The organism is Acinetobacter sp. RW6, assembly GCF_041956835.1.
GTDB lineage: Bacteria > Pseudomonadota > Gammaproteobacteria > Pseudomonadales > Moraxellaceae > Acinetobacter > Acinetobacter calcoaceticus.
In genome coordinates, this window is sequence record NZ_CP167121.1 from 1,929,670 (window position 1) to 1,946,663 (window position 16,994).

Consider the following 16,994-nt stretch of genomic DNA (forward strand, 5'->3'; position numbering starts at 1 on the left):
ATCGAATGTCTCAGAATTCAAAAACTGAACAACCAATAAATTTTGATGAGATACGCCTAGATCCTATTTCACATATTCATCGGGAAAACAACCCTCAATTTATCGCTTCCTTAGCGCGTGGCTTAGAACTTTTACGCTGCTTTTCTGCAAATAATCAGGTACTTGGAAATCAAGAACTCGCAAAAATGACAGGTTTACCTAAACCGACTATTGCACGTATTACCAATACCCTTGTGTCATTAGGTTATTTAAAACAATTGCCTAATTCGACCAAATATACCCTAGACATTGGTGTCTTATCTTTAGGATATGCAGCATTGTCGAATATTTCTATCCGTACTATTGCTCATCAATATATGGAAGAAATGAGTCAATATGTGCAAGCGCCTGTGGCAATGGCAACACGTGACCGACTCAATATGGTGTATATCGATGTGGTACAAATTGAAACTGCATTAAATATGCGCCGTCCAATTGGCTCAACTTTGCCACTTCATAGTAGTTCAATGGGAAGAGCATGCTTAGCGGCGACTCCTGAACGTGAACGTAATTTTTTACTTGATGCGCTTAAACAAAAGAACGCTGAAAACTGGCCTGCCATCAAACGCTCTTTAGAACGAGCTTTCCGAGATTATCAAGATTACGGATATTGTTTGTCTTTAGGTGAATGGCATAAAGAAGTGAACTCGGTTGCTGTACCTTTAGTCAGCTCTAAACACGGCCTTTATGTCTTTAACTGTGGTGCGCCAAGTTTCCATTTAAATCCGGAAAAACTTGAAGGTGAAATTGGACCACGTTTAATCCATATGGTGCACAATATTCAAGATGCTTTGAATGAAACGCACTGACAACCGTACTTAGAAAAGTAATGGTTGTGATGGTTAAAGTTCCTCTTTCATTATGACAATAGGCATGATGAAAAACGCACTCTATACCCCAACCATTATTTTAATGGCTATTGCAGCAGGCATCTGTACAGGCGGAAATTATTTTAGCCAACCACTTATTCATTCGATTAGTTTGAGCTTAAATTTAACCGAAACCACCACCGCATGGGTGCCTACTTTAGCCCAAATTACCTATGCTTGTGGCTTACTCTTTTTAATGCCACTAGGAGACATTTTAGAAAAGCGTAAACTGCTCTTCATCTTTATGTTGCTGGCTGCAAGTGGATTAATTATTAGTGGTTTTTCACACAATATTTATCTGCTCTTACTAGGTACAATCATTACCGGTCTATTTTCCAGTTCAGCCCAGCTTCTATTACCTCTTGCTGCAAGTCTGGTTCCCATTCAACAAAGTGGTCGTGTTGTTGGTTTTTTACTGAGTGGTCTCATGATGGGGGTTTTACTCGCTCGCTCCCTATCAGGTTTAATGTCTACGCTCTTTGCATGGAATGTGATTTATCTGGTCAGTGGCTTTTTATTATTGGTTATCGCCATTATTTTGCACCGTAGTATTGGATTATTCCCACCCACTAAATCTGAAAACTATGCAAAAACCATCCGCTCGCTTCCGCAGATTTTTATTCAAAATCGACGTTTAAGGACTAGAACTTATATTGGTGGTTTTACATTTGCTTGCGTGAGCTTAACTTTTACTACCATGTCATTACTTTTGGCTCCCGCTCCCTATTTTTTTAGCGACTTTACGATTGGTCTTTTTGGTTTTGTTGGTATTTTAGGAACTTTCGTTGCCAATTTTTCAGGCAAATTTATTGACCAAGGGTATATCCACAAAATTTCAATTTATTGCGGCGTGGGACTTATTCTAAGCTGGATTCTTTTTTCACTTTTACCCTACCATTTCATCTTTTATATTATTGCCTTACTCATTCTATACGCCTCACTTTCCGCAGTTCATGTCACCAATCAAAGTATTGTATTTAAGCTCAATCAAGAATTACGTTCGCGTTTTAATGCGATTTATATGACGGGTTATTTTGCAGGTGGAGCTTTAGGCACCACAGCTGGAAGCTATGCTTGGAAACATTTTGGTTGGACGGGTGTCTGTATTTTAGGCTTAATTTTTGCCGTATTGTGTCTTTATTATTGTATCGCCGATGCAAAAGATCAGCACAACTAGTAAGCTTGTGCTGATCTTAAACGAATAACTTTCAATAATTTCGTAATAAACGTTATGAGCTAAAGTTAGATTTTATAAAAGCCCTAATAAACGTCCACGAATAATATCTTCTGCGTCTTTTACAATACGGCTGACCAATTCATCACAGGTCGGAATATCATGAATTAAACTTGCAACTAACCCACATGACCATGCTCCGGCATTTACATCGCCATCTATCATGACTTTAGGATAAACCCCTGCAACCTCTTCAATAATATCTTCAAATTTAATGTTGTCGCCAAGCGCTTTTTCTTTCGCTACAATTTTTTCAACGGCCACATTATTCAGCACGCGCTCGGTGTTGCGTAAAGCTCGCATAATTAAACGGGTATCTCTTTCAGTTGCATTAAGAATTGCCTGTTTCACATTTGCATGTACTGGAGCTTCTTGAGTTGCAATAAACCGTGTTCCCATATTAATTCCATCTGCCCCCATGGCTAAAGCTGCCGCGAGTGAACGTCCATCCGCCATCCCGCCTGAAGCAACAAATGGAATTTCTAATGCATCAGCTGCTAAAGGCAATAGAATCATATTCGGTACATCATCTTCACCAGGGTGCCCACCACACTCAAAACCATCTACAGAAACTGCATCGCATCCAATTTGCTGGGCTTTTAGGCTATGTCGAACAGAGGTACATTTATGAATAACTTTAATTCCAGCAGCTTTTAAATAAGGCATGACCTGTTCAGGATTACGACCCGCTGTTTCTACAACCTTGACTCCGCCCTTAATAATTGCTTCTACAAAACCCGGATAATCTGGTGTATTTACGGTAGGCAAGAAAGTTAAATTTACGCCAAAAGGTTTATCAGTCATTTCTCGACAGCGTGCAATTTCTTTTGCTAAATTTTCCGGTGTTCTTTGAGTCAGGCCAGTAATAATGCCTAATCCACCTGCATTTGAAACCGCAGCAGCAAGCTCCGCAAAACCGACGTAATGCATACCGCCTTGAATAATCGGGTGCTCGATTTCAAATAATTCTGTAATTTTGGTCTTCATCTTATTTCCACTCACTTTTTATATACCTAGCTTCTGATTTCCTTAGCATGTCTAGGTACTTTATTACCAATAAATCCTGTAAACAATTTAAACCTATAAAGTTTAAAATTTCACAATACAAAATTATATACCACAATATAAAACAAATTAATTGATAACGGAATTTATTTTCGATAGGATTATCTTATTAATTTAAAGTTTTAATTTCAAATCTGTCTAAGAATATTTGGTTTGAATCAACCATAAAGCAAATATTTTTCAAATAGTTAAACAAAAGGAATAAATGATGCAGCAGGATGATAAGAGTCAAAATAAATTGACAGTAGGTGTGATTAAGCAACATTTATATAAAAATATACTCACACTAACGATGAGCAATCCCACCAAAAAGAATGCGATTAATTATGAAATGTATTCTGCACTCAGTCAGGCATTAGATGAGGCAGCAATCAATCAAGAAGTTCATGTTGTTATACTCACAGGCGAAGGGTCTGCATTTACCAGTGGCAATGATGTAAATGCATTCGAAACGCGTAATACAACCAGTACCGAACCACCCTCTTCGATTGTGTTTCTAAAAAGCTTAGCAACGTTTCCAAAGCCGATTATTGCTAAAGTAAATGGTGTGGCAATTGGCATTGGCAGCACCATGCTTTTACATTGTGACCTCGTATATGCAAGTCAAAACTCTATTTTTCAGTTTCCTTTTGTGAATCTCGGACTTGTGCCTGAAGCAGGTTCAAGTTATATCTTGCCAAGATTATTGGGCTTTGCTCGGGCTTCTGAAATTATTTTACTCGGTGAAAAATTCTCGGCAGGCCAAGCAAAAAATTATGGTTTAGTGAATGAAATATTTGAAGCAAACGAGCTTGATCAATTTGTTCAAGATATGGCAATCAAATTAGCTCACAAACCAAGCCAAGCATTACAACTGAGTAAAAAGTTGCTAAGAGATATGCCTATTGATGATCTATTAAATCGTATTGATCATGAGTCGACTATTTTCTCGCATTGTTTACAGGGTTCCGAGTTTAAAGAAGCCCTAAGCGCCTTCAAAGAAAAAAGAAAACCGAATTTTCATAAGCACGTCATTTGAAATACAACTTATGAAAAAGGCCAGCAATCAATATCTTTGCTGGCCTTTTTTAATTTCTTAATTCAGTACAATTAACTAATCTCAGTACGAATGTTATTCACCATATGTAAGAGACGTGGTGCAATATCTTCTTCAAGTTTTTCTCGGTTCATAATAAAGCTTGGACCGCCACAGTTGAACACCAGCAAACCATGTTGTTCATGAATCAGTGGAACTGCAACTGAGTTCACATCTTTATGCCATTCGCCAATTGAAAAACAATATCCAAAATCTTGGTAGTCTTTAAAAGCTTTGTCTAAATCACGATTAATTTTGATCCAGTCTTCTTTATGCTTGGTACGAATCGCATCAAGCAAAAACTCTCTTTCGTCTTCAGGCATTGCTGCCAAACACGCACGTCCCATCGAACTTAAATGAATCGGTAAATAAGTTCCGACCTGACGGCGCATGGTCATATTGCCTTTACCTTGTACTACATCAAGGTAAATCATATTGAGTCGATCACGTGTTGCCATTGCGACCGCCGCGCCAGCATAGTCTGCCAGATTTTTCATATATGGATGAGCAATAGAACGAATCGACACGTTAGAAAGCATCGAATAACCAAAGGCAAGAACCCCAACTGAAAGTTGAAATTTGCTCGAATTTGGTACTTGTTTGATATAACCCAAACGAGACAAAGTGTGCGTTAGACGAGTAATGGTTGGCTTAGGTAAACCCGTCATTTGTGCGAGTTCTTGGTTTCCTAAATGCTGATGTTTGGGGGTAAAACAACGCAATAGCTCTAAACCACGGGCTAATGCAGTAATAAATTGGCGATCATTTTCATCCTGCATGTCTTGAATCGGATGTAATAATTCATGTCTTAAAGGTGCTAATAATTTTTCTGTTTGCTCTGCATCTACTGCATCATTCATATCTATACCAATCCACATTTTGTTTCGCACTGCGAAAATTATAATCTATTTTTTCTATAAATAGCAAAAAAGCAAACGTCCGAGTCTGCATCTAAAATATAACTTGATTTAAACCATTCAAGCGAAAGGCTAAATATTTTATTTTCTAATTTTAAAAATAATTTTAACCCTTCGCTTTCAGGCCAGCTTAAGCAATCACGCCTTTTTTCTTAAGCTCATCTAATTTTTCCAGAGAAACGATTCGACCTAAAACCACTTGCGTATGTTCACCCAATAAAGGAGGAGCTGTTTTGTACTCAACAGGTGTTCTTGAAAGTTTGATTGGTGAACCAATGACCTTCAGTTTTTCACGTTGCGGGTGATTCATCTCGACCAACATTTCTCGGGCAATGACTTGTGGCTCTTGAAAAGCTTGTTCCAAGTTATTGATTACACCTACCGGAACTTTAGCAGCATAAATCACATCTACCCATTCATCTGCCGTTTTAGTTAAGAAATGGTTTGATAAAATTTCGATAATTTCACTACGATGTTTAATTCGGTCTGCATTTCGGGCAAAACGCGCATCATTGGGTAAATCGGGTAAGCCAATACTTCTACAGAGCTGAATAAACTGGGTGTCATTTCCACACGCGATAATAAAATCACGATCAGCAGCTTTAAATACCTGATAAGGCACAATATTGGCATGTGCATTGCCATAACGCTTAGGGATATTACCCGATGAAAGATAATTCATTCCCTGATTTGCCATGGTCGCAATTTGGACATCAAGCAAGGCCATATCAATGTATTGACCTAAACCTGTTACATGGCGGTTGAGTAAAGCAGCTTGTATGGCAATTGTAGAATAAAGCCCAGTCGCTAAATCGGAAAAAGCCACCCCTACTTTTTGTGGTCCCCCACCCGGTAAATCATCGCGTTCACCCGTGACCGACATGAGTCCGCCCATTCCCTGAATAATAAAGTCATAACCAGGTTCTTCAGCTCTTGGGCCATTTTGACCAAAACCTGTAATTGAGCAATAAACCAATTTGGGGTTAATTGCAGATAAAGACTCGTAATCTAGGCCATATTTTTTCAAAGAACCCGCTTTATAGTTCTCAATCACCACATCTGTGTCTTGAATTAAAGCTTTAATCAATTCTTGACCATCAGGGCTGGCAATATCGATGGCAACTGATAGTTTATTGCGGTTTGTAGACTGATAATAAGCCGCTTCTTGAGTATCAAGACCAGAGTCATCTTTCATCCAAGGTGGTCCCCAAGAACGGGTATCGTCACCTACTTTGGGTCTTTCAATTTTGATGACCTCTGCACCTAAATCGGCCAGCGTCTGTCCACACCAAGGCCCAGCCAATACCCGACTTAAGTCAAGCACCCGAATTCCATTTAAAGCACCCATCTTCATCCCATTCTATCTGGTGACTCATTTCCTATAGGAAAACTTATCCACTTAAAATTTCGCATAGCGATATATATTTTTAATATACACACCTCATTTTAAAAATCAAACTTTAATTTTCCACTAAAAATGATGATTTTTTATAAGAAAATATAGCTTAAATAAATCAATAAATTAGCTTATTATAAATCAACAACAACATATCGCATTGCGAAATTAATTTTCAAAATATATTGTTTTGCATCCATCCTTTGATTACTATCGCTTCAAATATTGATGATTTTACGAACATCACATTGATGTTCTTAGCATGTAGTAAAAGGATGAGACTATGATTCGAGATCAGGAAACCTTAAATCAACTTGTTGATATGATTCGACAATTTGTTGAAGGTGTATTAATTCCTCATGAGAATGAAGTCGCTGAAACGGATGAAATTCCTCAAGATATCGTTGAGCAAATGAAAGCACTAGGCTTATTTGGTTTAACCATTCCTGAAGAGTACGAAGGCCTTGGACTTACGATGGAAGAAGAAGTCTATGTTGCTTTTGAATTAGGACGGACCTCTCCTGCTTTTCGTTCGCTTATTGGTACCAATAATGGCATTGGTTCAAGTGGTCTCATTATTGACGGTACTGAAACTCAAAAATCATTTTTCTTACCACGTTTAGCTCGCGGTGAAGTAATCAGTTCTTTTTGCTTAACTGAACCAGATGCGGGTTCTGATGCTGCATCTTTAAAGACGAGTGCAGTAAAAGATGGTGATTTTTACATTCTAAATGGCACCAAACGATTTATTACCAATGCCCCTCATGCTGGCGTATTTACAGTCATGGCACGCACAAGTTCTGATATTAAGGGTGCAGGTGGTATTTCTGCTTTTATTGTCGACAGCCAAACACAGGGTATTTCTCTTGGCAAACGCGATAAAAAAATGGGGCAAAAAGGCGCTCACACTTGTGATGTGATTTTTGAAAATTGTCGTATTCCTGCTTCAGCACTCATTGGTGGAGTTGAAGGCGTTGGCTTTAAAACTGCCATGAAAGTACTTGATAAAGGCCGCTTGCATATCGCTGCGTTAAGTGTTGGAGCCGCGACAAGAATGCTAGACGATTCTTTAAAGTACGCCATCGAACGTAAGCAATTTGGACAACCGATTGCCGAATTTCAACTCATTCAAGCCATGCTTGCCGATTCAAAAGCCGAGATTTATGCAGCCCGATGCATGGTTTTAGACGCTGCACGCCTACGTGATGCGGGACAGAACGTCAGCACCGAAGCTTCCTGCGCAAAAATGTTTGCAACCGAAATGTGTGGCCGTGTCGCTGATCGCTGCGTACAAATTCATGGCGGCGCAGGCTACATCAGTGAATATGCGATTGAACGTTTTTATCGAGATGTTCGCTTGTTCCGTCTCTATGAAGGAACTACCCAAATTCAACAAATGATTATTGCCCGAAACATGATTCGCGCTGCGTCTTAATCAACTTTGAGCACTTTCAAACGACTTGAAGTGCTTTCAATCAAATGTAGGTAATGGATTATGGCTATAAATTACAAAGAAGGTCTTTCACGTATACAACCACATACGTGGAAAATTGCATTTATTTTTGCATTTCTAGCGCTATTGGTTGATGGTGCAGATCTAATGCTGCTGTCTTATAGCTTAAACAGTATTAAGGCAGATTTCGGATTAAGTTCGGTACAAGCCGGTATGCTCGGTAGTTTTACTTTAGCAGGTATGGCTGTTGGTGGAATTTTTGGCGGTTGGGCATGTGATAAGTTTGGTCGCGTCCGCATTGTTGTTATTTCTATTTTAATTTTCTCACTTCTCACCTGTGGCTTAGGTTTTACTCAGAGCTTTCTTCAATTCGGTATTTTAAGGTTTTTTGCATCACTTGGACTTGGCTCGCTCTACATTGCCTGTAATACCTTGATGGCAGAATATGTTCCGACACGTTACCGCACAACCGTACTCGGAACTTTACAAGCGGGTTGGACGGTTGGATATATTGTTGCAACATTACTTGCAGGTTGGATTATTCCAGATCATGGCTGGCGCATGCTGTTTTACGTTGCGATTATTCCGGTCATTATTGCCGTTTTAATGCATATTTTTGTACCAGAACCAGAAGCATGGCAAAAGTCTCGACTTCAACAACCTGTTACAGCGCAAAACACTCCGAAAACATCGGCATTTAAACTTATTTTCCAAGATAAACAGAACCGTAATATGTTTATCCTTTGGGCATTAACCGCAGGTTTCTTACAGTTCGGCTACTATGGCGTAAATAACTGGATGCCTTCTTACCTAGAAAGTGAATTGGGTATGAAGTTTAAGGAAATGACTGCCTATATGGTCGGTACTTATACCGCCATGATTTTAGGTAAAGTCCTTGCCGGCATGATGGCAGACAAACTAGGTCGTCGTTTTACCTATGCCTTTGGTGCCATTGGTACTGCTATTTTCTTACCACTTATTGTTTTTTATAACTCGCCAAGCAACATTCTATATTTACTGGTGACCTTCGGTTTCCTATACGGTATTCCTTACGGCGTAAATGCGACCTATATGACTGAAAGTTTTGCGACAGCTATTCGCGGTACGGCAATTGGCGGCGCTTATAATGTTGGTCGTCTTGGAGCAGCCCTTGCACCTGCCACAATTGGCTTCTTAGCGTCTGGTGGTTCTATTGGTTTAGGTTTTGTCGTAATGGGAGCTGCCTACCTGATTTGTGGCGTGATCCCCGCTCTATTCATTAAAGAAAAATTATACGACCCACAAAAGTCGTAAAGAGATCTATCACATAGGTCATGTGCCTATATGGTGATGGTTCTAACGATCTAAACATGTGTTTTAAATCGTTAGCAGGAAATAAGGAATCTACTCCGCAAGGTTGCTCCTTATTTCCAAACATGTAGAGTTTATCTACTCTTCATTTTAATTTTTTAGGTAAGCTTAGTTCCCAAGGGAGCTAAGCTTAAAAAGCAGGTTCCCTCATTACCTAGAAAATCAACTTGCGTGCTTAAAACTATCAATTTGCTTAATTTCATACGGTAAACCGACATAGTTTTCAGCCAATGTCGTTCTACCTGCAATCGACCCAAGTACATAACTTAACTCTGCTTGTTTAATCTTATGATCAAACTCACTTTCAGTTTCAAAGCGATGTAATAAATGAGTCATCCACCAAGAAAAACGCTCTGCTTTCCATACGCGTTGTAGGCATTTTTCAGAATATTCATCAATACCCTGTTCAGAACCTTCGACATAATATTCAATAAGCGCACTTGATAAATAAGCAATATCGGAAGCCGCGAGATTTAGGCCTTTTGCTCCTGTTGGTGGAACAATATGCGCAGCATCACCTGCTAAAAATAGTTTTCCGAAGCGCATTGGCTCGGTCACAAAGCTACGTAACGGCGCGATACTTTTTTCAATAGAGGCCCCAGTTACTAGCTTTTCACGGCTTTCAGGATCTAGGCGGTTTTTTAACTCATCCCAAAACTTTTCATCCGACCAGTCTTCTACGTGATCGGTTAAAGGGACTTGTAAATAATAACGGCTACGCGTTTCTGAACGCATACTACATAAAGCAAAGCCACGTTCTGACTGTACATAAATCAATTCATCGGCTACAGGTGGAACATCTGCCAACACACCTAACCAGCCAAACGGATAAACTTTTTCAAAGGTTTTAATTTTATCTTCAGGCACGCTGGCACGGCAGACGCCATGGTAGCCATCACACCCTGCAATGAAGTCACACTCAATTTGAAAAGCTTTACCTTGGTACTCAAACTCAACTTTGGGCGCAGTGTAGAAATCTTTAACCTGCACATTTTGAGCTTCATAAAATGAAGTCAGTTTCTCTGCTTCACGCGCAGTCATCAGGTCTTTAGTCACTTCGGTTTGACCATATACGGTCACTTGTTTTCCACCTGTTAGTGCCGCCAAATCAACCCGATGTTTTACACCATTGGTTAAGATTTCAATGCCTGAATGCGGTAATCCTTTGTCTTTCAAGTTTTGGTCAACGCCTGCTTGTTTAAGTAAGTCGACCGAAACTTGCTCTAAAATTCCTGCACGAATCCGTGAAGCCACATATTCAGCACTGCGTTGCTCAACAATAATATGATCGATCCCAACTTTATATAGAAGTTGCCCAAGCAATAACCCTGCTGGCCCAGAACCAATAATTGCAACCTGTGTCTTTAAAATATCCATAACTTCATCCTTGTTTCATCCTGACTTTTAAAGTACTGGCTTTAAGTTTTGTGCACTATGTATCCAAGACGAAAATAACCGTTTATCATTTAGTTTGTCCGAATAGCGGACAGAAACACCCCAAATAACAGGAATGAAAGGATGCCTTCTCTCGATGCTTTTTTAGAACACCCGAACTCGCATGAGAAAATTCGTCAAGAAGACTACATTGCAGGGTTAGCAAAAGGCTTAGCTTTACTGGAAGCTTTTGGAACAGATCGGCAACGGCTCAATGTGACTCAAGTGGCCGAGCGAACCGGTATTAGCCGCACGGCGGCAAGGCGTTATCTTAAAACTTTAAAATACTTAGGCTATTTAGAAACAGATGAACATTACTTTTGGCTCACTCATCGTGTACTGCGCTTTTCAAGTTCTTATTTAAGCTCTGCTCACCTACCCAAAGTTGCTCAATCATTTTTAAATCTTTTGTGTGCGCAAACATCTCTTACTTTTTCGATTGTGGTGCTGGACGATAACGAAGTCGTGCCGATTGCCCGTAGCTATTTACCGCAGCAAGATAATTTACGTGTGAGCCCTTATGGCATGCATTTAGGGAACCGACTGCCTGCCCATGCCACGTCTACAGGTAAAGTTTTACTTGCAGCACTGCCTGAAGAAGCTCAGCACACATGGGTAAAAACTTATGGTTTAAAGCGTTTAACCCCTTTTACCCTTGTAGATGAGTCAAAGTTTTTTGAAGTGCTTAAGGGCATTTCATTATCGGATTATTGTCTTTCTAAAGAAGAACATGAGCTTGGTGTGATTGCGATTGCAGTGCCTGTTTTTAATGCACAAGGTCAAGCGGTGGCAGCGCTTAACTGTATGTCTCAAACCAACCGTGTACAGGAAGATTATTTGGTTCAGCAAATTTTGCCATTACTGCGCAACACGGCAAATGAACTCAGAAATGTGATTTAAATAGACATAGAAACTCTTGTCATCAATTAGAGGTACAAGAGTTTCAGCTCATGATTTTAAAGGGCGAATTCTTTAACTCGCTGGTCTGCCAGAACTAATGAAAGAACGAATACAAGCCAATTGAGCAGCTAAACAATATTGAAAAAATTACTAACAGCAATTTTAGACATTGATTCGGTGAGGAAGATTTTGTTCAATAGACATGGCTTTTTTCCAGCTTTCTAAGTTTTCTAGACTTTTTACATATTGTTCAATATTAAGATATTTTGATCGAATATTTAAAGAATTAATTAGTCCATAGACTACAAAACCAATCATAAAATCTGCACCCGTTAAGCAATTGTCTACTAAGAATTTTTTGCCTACTAATTGTTGATCTAAATATGAGAATACTTTATCCAACTCAGCATGCGCATATTGATCCAAGAACTTTAATTGAGTGCCATTTTTTAACTCAACCGAATTAAAAATATTTAATAAATATGGAACCATAGCCGAACTTTCTGAAAAATGAATCCATTGTAAATAATCAACATAACTGTCTGAATCTTTCGCGGGCATAAGTTGAGGAGCAAACTTTTCAATCAAAATTTCTACAATGGCACCTGATTCAGCAATTACTTTTCCATCGAGCTCAATCACAGGTGATTTTCCTAAAGGATGAATGTTTTTTAATTCTTGAGGTGCGAGATTTGTAGTTTTATCTCGAAAATAACTTTTTAATTCATAAGGTTGATTAATTTCTTCAAGTAACCACAGAATGCGAAATGAGCGTGAAGCATTTAAATGATGAAGAATAATAGACATTAATTTTCTCTTTTAAACTAGAAGGTCAACAAAGTAAGGCCTCACTATATAGATTGATAGACGACCGGTCTAATATTTTTTGTTATCAGCCCAGCATTTGTCTGATTAAGTAATAAAGTAAATGTGTTAAAAACATAAAAAAAAACATCCATAGATATGGTGACAAATTGGCTTTTAATTTTATCGACTGTCTAGCGCATTCTGAGGCCTCAAATTACATCAACCACCTAAACTGCGCAAAAAACACTCCAGTACCTTTTCCCGATCGACTGCCCCATCTGAGCTTAAATGCTGAATAATTGCGCCTTCAATCATATATAAAAACAGTTTGGCGTCTTGAAAAGTCGCATCGGTTTTTAGTTTTATAAGTTGGCTATAGATTTCATTAAGCAGCCACATTCTATATTTAATCGCAACTTGATAGGCGTTTGGATAGATCAGTTTCGTTTCAAAAATGGCTTTAAATAGTAAGTAGTAAAGCCCCTCTACATCGGTATGTAAGAAATAAAGTTTTTTAAGTTTGTCCTTCACGCTTGTGCCTTGGTCGTACTCAGCAATTGAAACCACTTTTTCTTTTAAGCGCTCTTTTTGCACAATCAAACAGATTTCAATAAAGCGCTCTTTAGAGTGAAAGTAGTTATAAAAAGTCCCTTTTGGAATTTCACACTCTTTGACGATTCTGTCGACCCCAACGGTATGAAACCCACGGTGGTGAAATAAATGAATCGACTTATTGATGACTTGTATGGCACGGGAAGAAAGTACTAAATTTGGCATAGTTTTACCGTTATAAATTCTTGTTGTTTCTAAACGAGATACTTTTTTGGGAGAAAAAAAGACACAGCAAAGCCGTAAAGACTGTGCTTGGCACATCTCGAGTTTTATTGTTGATTAAGTTTTTTTGAGCCGTAATGACTTAAAGCCTGAAAACCTTGGGGCGATCAAGCTGCTTTAAATTTTTAAGCTGTGTCGTTATAGCTTTTGGCATTGAGAGCCAAGAAATAATGAATGTGCAAAGCCAACTCCTTTTTATTGGGAGTTCTGCCGACATTAAAATTATGGTGGCAGAACGAGAAAGGGTTCGCGGACTGGTACAACAACCAGCACACCCGAAGGTGTCCCTCTCCCGTCCTACCGCTACGGGAGGAGACGAGGAGATGCTCACACAAAACTATCCCTCAGAAAGGAATAATTCTGATGCTGTTGTAATCGGTCCGCGACGACCGTCTGGCAATGTGGCCAGCAGGCAAAGAATAGTGCCCAACCCTATTGCAGTCAAGCACGCAAAATGACATTTGCTTTAAATTAGAGCATTAGAAAAGTAAGGCTAAATAATGAGGGAGTTATTGTTAAGTGGGGTGTTATAAACTTGAAATAGGATCATCAAGAAATATTGATGGAGAACCATGTCCAATCATATCATTCCACTCATATTGTCCTATCGTAAGTTCTAATATTTGAGAGAAACGTTTCTCTATTAAATAATTTTCCTCTTTAGTAATTTTTAATTGCTCACATTTTAATTTCAAAAAGAAACAGTCACTATTACTACAATAGAAACCTTCTTCAATGAATTCATCAAGCCCTAAGAAGAAAACTAACGATAAGAAAAGTTTAATTTCTGTATTTTGCCAATCCACATTTCTACGAGAAAAAACAGATTGATGAGTGTGATCTTTATTGCTCATCTTAGCAATATTTATAGCTTTTATAACATACTTATTTTTTACAACATTAGACTCTTGATCAGAATCAAAATACTTTAATAAATAACGTTTTAAACATGATTCAACTTGAGTTTTACTAAAACTAAGTTCTTCAAAAGTACACTTTTTTTCAAAAAAATATTGTAAAGTTACGATAGGTAATTCAATAGTGTTTTCTTCAATAGAAGTTTGTTCATATTCCCATAAAAATAATTTCCCTTGAAAAATAGGACATAAAAATTCTATCAGTGAGTTATAGGAATGATCTGGTTTAAAATCTTCTACCAATATTTTTTTAGTTTTGCTAAACAACTTTCCCTTTACATCTTGTGATTTAAGCAAATCCATATGCCCATAATGTTTAACTACTAATAGAAAATGCTTCCAAAATTCTGGATGATGTTCCAAAAGAACATGCGCCACTTGTAAAAGCTTTGAAAATTTATAACCTACTGGTTTGCCATGTTTTGCGCTTAAAATTGCTTTTATTAAGATAATATATCCATCACCAAATGAACCTGTTTTGATTTCATAAAGTTCAAATTTTTCATCAAAAGAACTATGCCATTTCCAAAACCAACCATAATCGGTATCTCCATTTACCCAACCATATTCAAATAAATCTCTTAATTCATTAAAATCATCTGGAATTTCAGAATAATTAATATGTGAAAGCTGTTCCATTATCTTCATTAACTCCAGAGTAAAGAGAAATTTATTTAAAGGATTATATATAAATTTGATATGTTTCACATTATTTCTTACAATTGCCAATTATTCAAAATAATCTTTTATAAAAAGTTAGAGATAAATCTATGGCTGAAATGATTCCTGAAAGTATTTTAAAAATTCATAAAGCAACATCTGGTGAGAAGAAAATATTCAAAATTTTACGAGAAGCTCTTCATCCTGATGATGAACATTATGTTTGGTATGATACTCCTGTACTAGGTCGATATAGCGACTTTGTAATTTTCAGTCAAGATTTCGGCATAATAGTCTTAGAAGTAAAAGATTGGTCTAAAAATAGATTTAAAAGTTTTAATCCGCGTAAATTTCGCGGTAACTTCTATAATGAAAATGAAGAAGTAGAAGTTATAAACCCACTACAACAAGCAAGAAATTATGTCAATAAAATTCGAGACCTTGTAGGAAAGAATACTTCTCTAATTCAAACTGAAGGTGAATATTCAGGAAACATTCGCTTTCCTATTGGTAAATGTATTGCTTTTACAAATATGAACCGTAAAGAAGCAAATGAGTTAGGATTAATTAATGATTCAATAATACCAAATGATCAAGTATTGTTTTCTGATGACCTTAATTTTGATTTAGATGATAGAGATGAATGTAAAAATTTTATCAAAAAAATAAAAGCTTCTTTAAAATTTGATCGCATTAATTTTCCTTTTGAACCACTAGGTTTTAAAGAGCTACAGCATCTAAGATATACTTTATTTCCTGAAATCCGTATTGGTGATCAAACAGAAATATTAAATATAAATAATATTAAAGCTTTAAGTATTGAACAAGAAAAAGTAGCAAAAAATATTGGTGAAGGTCATCGTATTCTAAAAGGTGTGGCAGGAAGTGGGAAAAGCGTTGTCCTCTCGTGTCGTGCGAAGTACCTACAGCAGACAAATCCTGAGTGGAAAATTCTTGTTATATGTTTTAATCTTAATTTATTAAATCAACTTAAACTTAATATTTTAAATGAAAATTCACCATCAAATATCACTATTACTCATTTTCATGGACTAGTTAAGAAAATTACTCAAGCAAATTTAAAAAAATATCCAGATGAAGATCAAAGTCAATATAATGAGCGAATAGGTCATTTATTATTCGACCATATAAATGAAAATTCTACTGAAAAATATCAAGCGATTTTAATTGATGAAGGTCAAGATCTTTCAGATGATTGGGTGCGTGGGATAACCAATCTAATTGATCCTGAGACAAATAGTATCTTATTTTGCTATGACCCAGCACAGAATGTGTTTGGTAGAAAGCGTCCTAATTGGAAATCTGTGGGACTAACGGTACAAGGTAAAAAGCCAACTGAACTCAAAGAATGCTATAGAAATACAAAAGAAATTCTTAAATTAGCAAGTTTATTTTCTGATGGTTCAAATGAAATATTAACAGATGAAGATGATTTATCTTCTCGTCTAATACCCAATATAGAATATTGCCATTCTGGCTCTGAACCAGTTCTTAAACAATTAAAAAATAGTGAAGAATTAACTTTATTTTTAACTAAAGCAATTCAAAAGGCAATTTCATCAGATAAATACACATTTAAAGATATTGGCATCATTATTGCGCCTAGCAGTAATGATTTGCTTCCTCTGATCAGAAAAAACTTATTAGAGACTTTCGGCTCTGATGCAGTCACTTTTTTACTAAGACGTGAAGAAAAGCTGAACTTTAATCCCTTATTAAATAGCATTAAAGTTATGTATATTGAAGGTTGTAAAGGTCTAGAGTTTCCAATCGCTTTTTTTGTTGGTCTAGATAGTATGCCTAGAGAAGATAGAGATCCAGAGGCTGAAAAATGTCTTGCATATGTAGGAATAACTAGAGCACAGCAACACTTAATTATCCCCTTTATAAATGAGCAAGGTTATATCTCTCATATTTACAACCATCTTAATTAGTTATAAATAAAATTAAAGGGAGATCATATTTTTTGATCACCCTTTATATATAAAATCAAAGATAAATTTATTTTAGATAGCTGAATTGA

General features: G+C 37.2%; 14 protein-coding genes. 7 read left to right on the plus strand and 7 right to left on the minus strand.

The window, feature by feature from the left end:
- The first annotated feature begins 5 nt into the window (after positions 1-5).
- Positions 6-848: an IclR family transcriptional regulator gene (locus ACB088_RS09145; RefSeq protein WP_003651129.1), complete on the plus strand. Its 843-nt coding sequence runs from the start codon at positions 6-8 to the stop codon at positions 846-848.
- Between the two features lie 64 nt (positions 849-912).
- Positions 913-2,085, plus strand: a complete 1,173-nt coding sequence (locus ACB088_RS09150) for an MFS transporter (protein WP_375038718.1) — start codon at positions 913-915, stop codon at positions 2,083-2,085.
- A gap of 72 nt (positions 2,086-2,157) precedes the next feature.
- Here ACB088_RS09150 and ACB088_RS09155 read toward each other — a convergent pair whose 3' ends face one another.
- Entirely contained in the window at positions 2,158-3,129 is a 972-nt protein-coding gene (locus tag ACB088_RS09155; RefSeq protein WP_004642382.1) for a nitronate monooxygenase family protein, read from the minus strand.
- A 286-nt stretch (positions 3,130-3,415) separates the two neighbouring features.
- Between ACB088_RS09155 and ACB088_RS09160 the strand changes: the two genes are divergently transcribed.
- Entirely contained in the window at positions 3,416-4,225 is an 810-nt protein-coding gene (locus ACB088_RS09160) for an enoyl-CoA hydratase (protein ID WP_375038719.1), read from the plus strand.
- Positions 4,226-4,296: 71 nt separating this feature from the next.
- On the opposite strand, the gene ACB088_RS09165 is transcribed toward ACB088_RS09160, so the two are convergent.
- Together ACB088_RS09165 and ACB088_RS09170 are read right to left on the minus strand one after the other, a co-directional pair.
- Positions 4,297-5,142, minus strand: coding sequence for an IclR family transcriptional regulator (locus ACB088_RS09165; RefSeq protein WP_017389939.1), 846 nt, complete (start codon positions 5,140-5,142; stop codon positions 4,297-4,299).
- A 187-nt stretch (positions 5,143-5,329) separates the two neighbouring features.
- Positions 5,330-6,547: a CaiB/BaiF CoA-transferase family protein gene (locus ACB088_RS09170; protein WP_199991152.1), complete on the minus strand. Its 1,218-nt coding sequence runs from the start codon at positions 6,545-6,547 to the stop codon at positions 5,330-5,332.
- 331 nt (positions 6,548-6,878) lie between these two features.
- Between ACB088_RS09170 and ACB088_RS09175 the strand changes: the two genes are divergently transcribed.
- Entirely contained in the window at positions 6,879-8,030 is a 1,152-nt protein-coding gene (locus tag ACB088_RS09175; RefSeq protein ID WP_375038720.1) for an acyl-CoA dehydrogenase family protein, read from the plus strand.
- A 60-nt stretch (positions 8,031-8,090) separates the two neighbouring features.
- Positions 8,091-9,341, plus strand: coding sequence for an MFS transporter (locus tag ACB088_RS09180; protein ID WP_375038721.1), 1,251 nt, complete (start codon positions 8,091-8,093; stop codon positions 9,339-9,341).
- A gap of 219 nt (positions 9,342-9,560) precedes the next feature.
- Here the strand turns inward: ACB088_RS09180 and pobA are convergent, their stop codons facing one another.
- Positions 9,561-10,775 carry a 4-hydroxybenzoate 3-monooxygenase gene (gene pobA / locus ACB088_RS09185; protein WP_375038722.1) on the minus strand — a complete coding sequence of 405 codons (1,215 nt, stop codon included), beginning with the start codon at positions 10,773-10,775 and terminating at the stop codon, positions 9,561-9,563.
- A 141-nt stretch (positions 10,776-10,916) separates the two neighbouring features.
- Between pobA and pobR the strand changes: the two genes are divergently transcribed.
- Positions 10,917-11,732 (plus strand): IclR family transcriptional regulator PobR, encoded by an 816-nt coding sequence (gene pobR, locus ACB088_RS09190; protein WP_375038723.1) that lies wholly within the window; start codon positions 10,917-10,919, stop codon positions 11,730-11,732.
- A 162-nt stretch (positions 11,733-11,894) separates the two neighbouring features.
- Here pobR and ACB088_RS09195 read toward each other — a convergent pair whose 3' ends face one another.
- The 3 genes from ACB088_RS09195 to ACB088_RS09205 all read right to left on the minus strand — a co-directional run bounded on the left by ACB088_RS09195 (position 11,895) and on the right by ACB088_RS09205 (position 14,929).
- A complete protein-coding gene (locus tag ACB088_RS09195; RefSeq protein ID WP_375038724.1) occupies positions 11,895-12,539 on the minus strand; it encodes a glutathione S-transferase family protein in 645 nt (214 codons plus the stop codon).
- 219 nt (positions 12,540-12,758) lie between these two features.
- A complete protein-coding gene (locus ACB088_RS09200; RefSeq protein WP_375038725.1) occupies positions 12,759-13,316 on the minus strand; it encodes a TetR/AcrR family transcriptional regulator in 558 nt (185 codons plus the stop codon).
- Positions 13,317-13,900: 584 nt separating this feature from the next.
- Complete coding sequence (locus ACB088_RS09205; RefSeq protein ID WP_375038726.1) at positions 13,901-14,929, minus strand: hypothetical protein; 1,029 nt, start codon at positions 14,927-14,929, stop codon at positions 13,901-13,903.
- A gap of 131 nt (positions 14,930-15,060) precedes the next feature.
- Between ACB088_RS09205 and ACB088_RS09210 the strand changes: the two genes are divergently transcribed.
- Positions 15,061-16,905, plus strand: a complete 1,845-nt coding sequence (locus ACB088_RS09210) for an NERD domain-containing protein (protein ID WP_375038727.1) — start codon at positions 15,061-15,063, stop codon at positions 16,903-16,905.
- Positions 16,906-16,994 lie beyond the last annotated feature (89 nt).

What these genes read in the sequence shown, in the direction of transcription:
- ACB088_RS09145 (WP_003651129.1), top strand. Translation starts at nt 6, where the DNA reads ATGTCTCAGAATTCAAAAACTGAACAACCAATAAATTTTGATGAGATA.
- ACB088_RS09150 (WP_375038718.1), top strand. Translation starts at nt 913, where the DNA reads ATGATGAAAAACGCACTCTATACCCCAACCATTATTTTAATGGCTATT.
- ACB088_RS09155 (WP_004642382.1), bottom strand. Translation starts at nt 3,129, where the DNA reads ATGAAGACCAAAATTACAGAATTATTTGAAATCGAGCACCCGATTATT.
- ACB088_RS09160 (WP_375038719.1), top strand. Translation starts at nt 3,416, where the DNA reads ATGCAGCAGGATGATAAGAGTCAAAATAAATTGACAGTAGGTGTGATT.
- ACB088_RS09165 (WP_017389939.1), bottom strand. Translation starts at nt 5,142, where the DNA reads ATGAATGATGCAGTAGATGCAGAGCAAACAGAAAAATTATTAGCACCT.
- ACB088_RS09170 (WP_199991152.1), bottom strand. Translation starts at nt 6,547, where the DNA reads ATGGGTGCTTTAAATGGAATTCGGGTGCTTGACTTAAGTCGGGTATTG.
- ACB088_RS09175 (WP_375038720.1), top strand. Translation starts at nt 6,879, where the DNA reads ATGATTCGAGATCAGGAAACCTTAAATCAACTTGTTGATATGATTCGA.
- ACB088_RS09180 (WP_375038721.1), top strand. Translation starts at nt 8,091, where the DNA reads ATGGCTATAAATTACAAAGAAGGTCTTTCACGTATACAACCACATACG.
- pobA (WP_375038722.1), bottom strand. Translation starts at nt 10,775, where the DNA reads ATGGATATTTTAAAGACACAGGTTGCAATTATTGGTTCTGGGCCAGCA.
- pobR (WP_375038723.1), top strand. Translation starts at nt 10,917, where the DNA reads ATGCCTTCTCTCGATGCTTTTTTAGAACACCCGAACTCGCATGAGAAA.
- ACB088_RS09195 (WP_375038724.1), bottom strand. Translation starts at nt 12,539, where the DNA reads ATGTCTATTATTCTTCATCATTTAAATGCTTCACGCTCATTTCGCATT.
- ACB088_RS09200 (WP_375038725.1), bottom strand. Translation starts at nt 13,316, where the DNA reads ATGCCAAATTTAGTACTTTCTTCCCGTGCCATACAAGTCATCAATAAG.
- ACB088_RS09205 (WP_375038726.1), bottom strand. Translation starts at nt 14,929, where the DNA reads ATGGAACAGCTTTCACATATTAATTATTCTGAAATTCCAGATGATTTT.
- ACB088_RS09210 (WP_375038727.1), top strand. Translation starts at nt 15,061, where the DNA reads ATGGCTGAAATGATTCCTGAAAGTATTTTAAAAATTCATAAAGCAACA.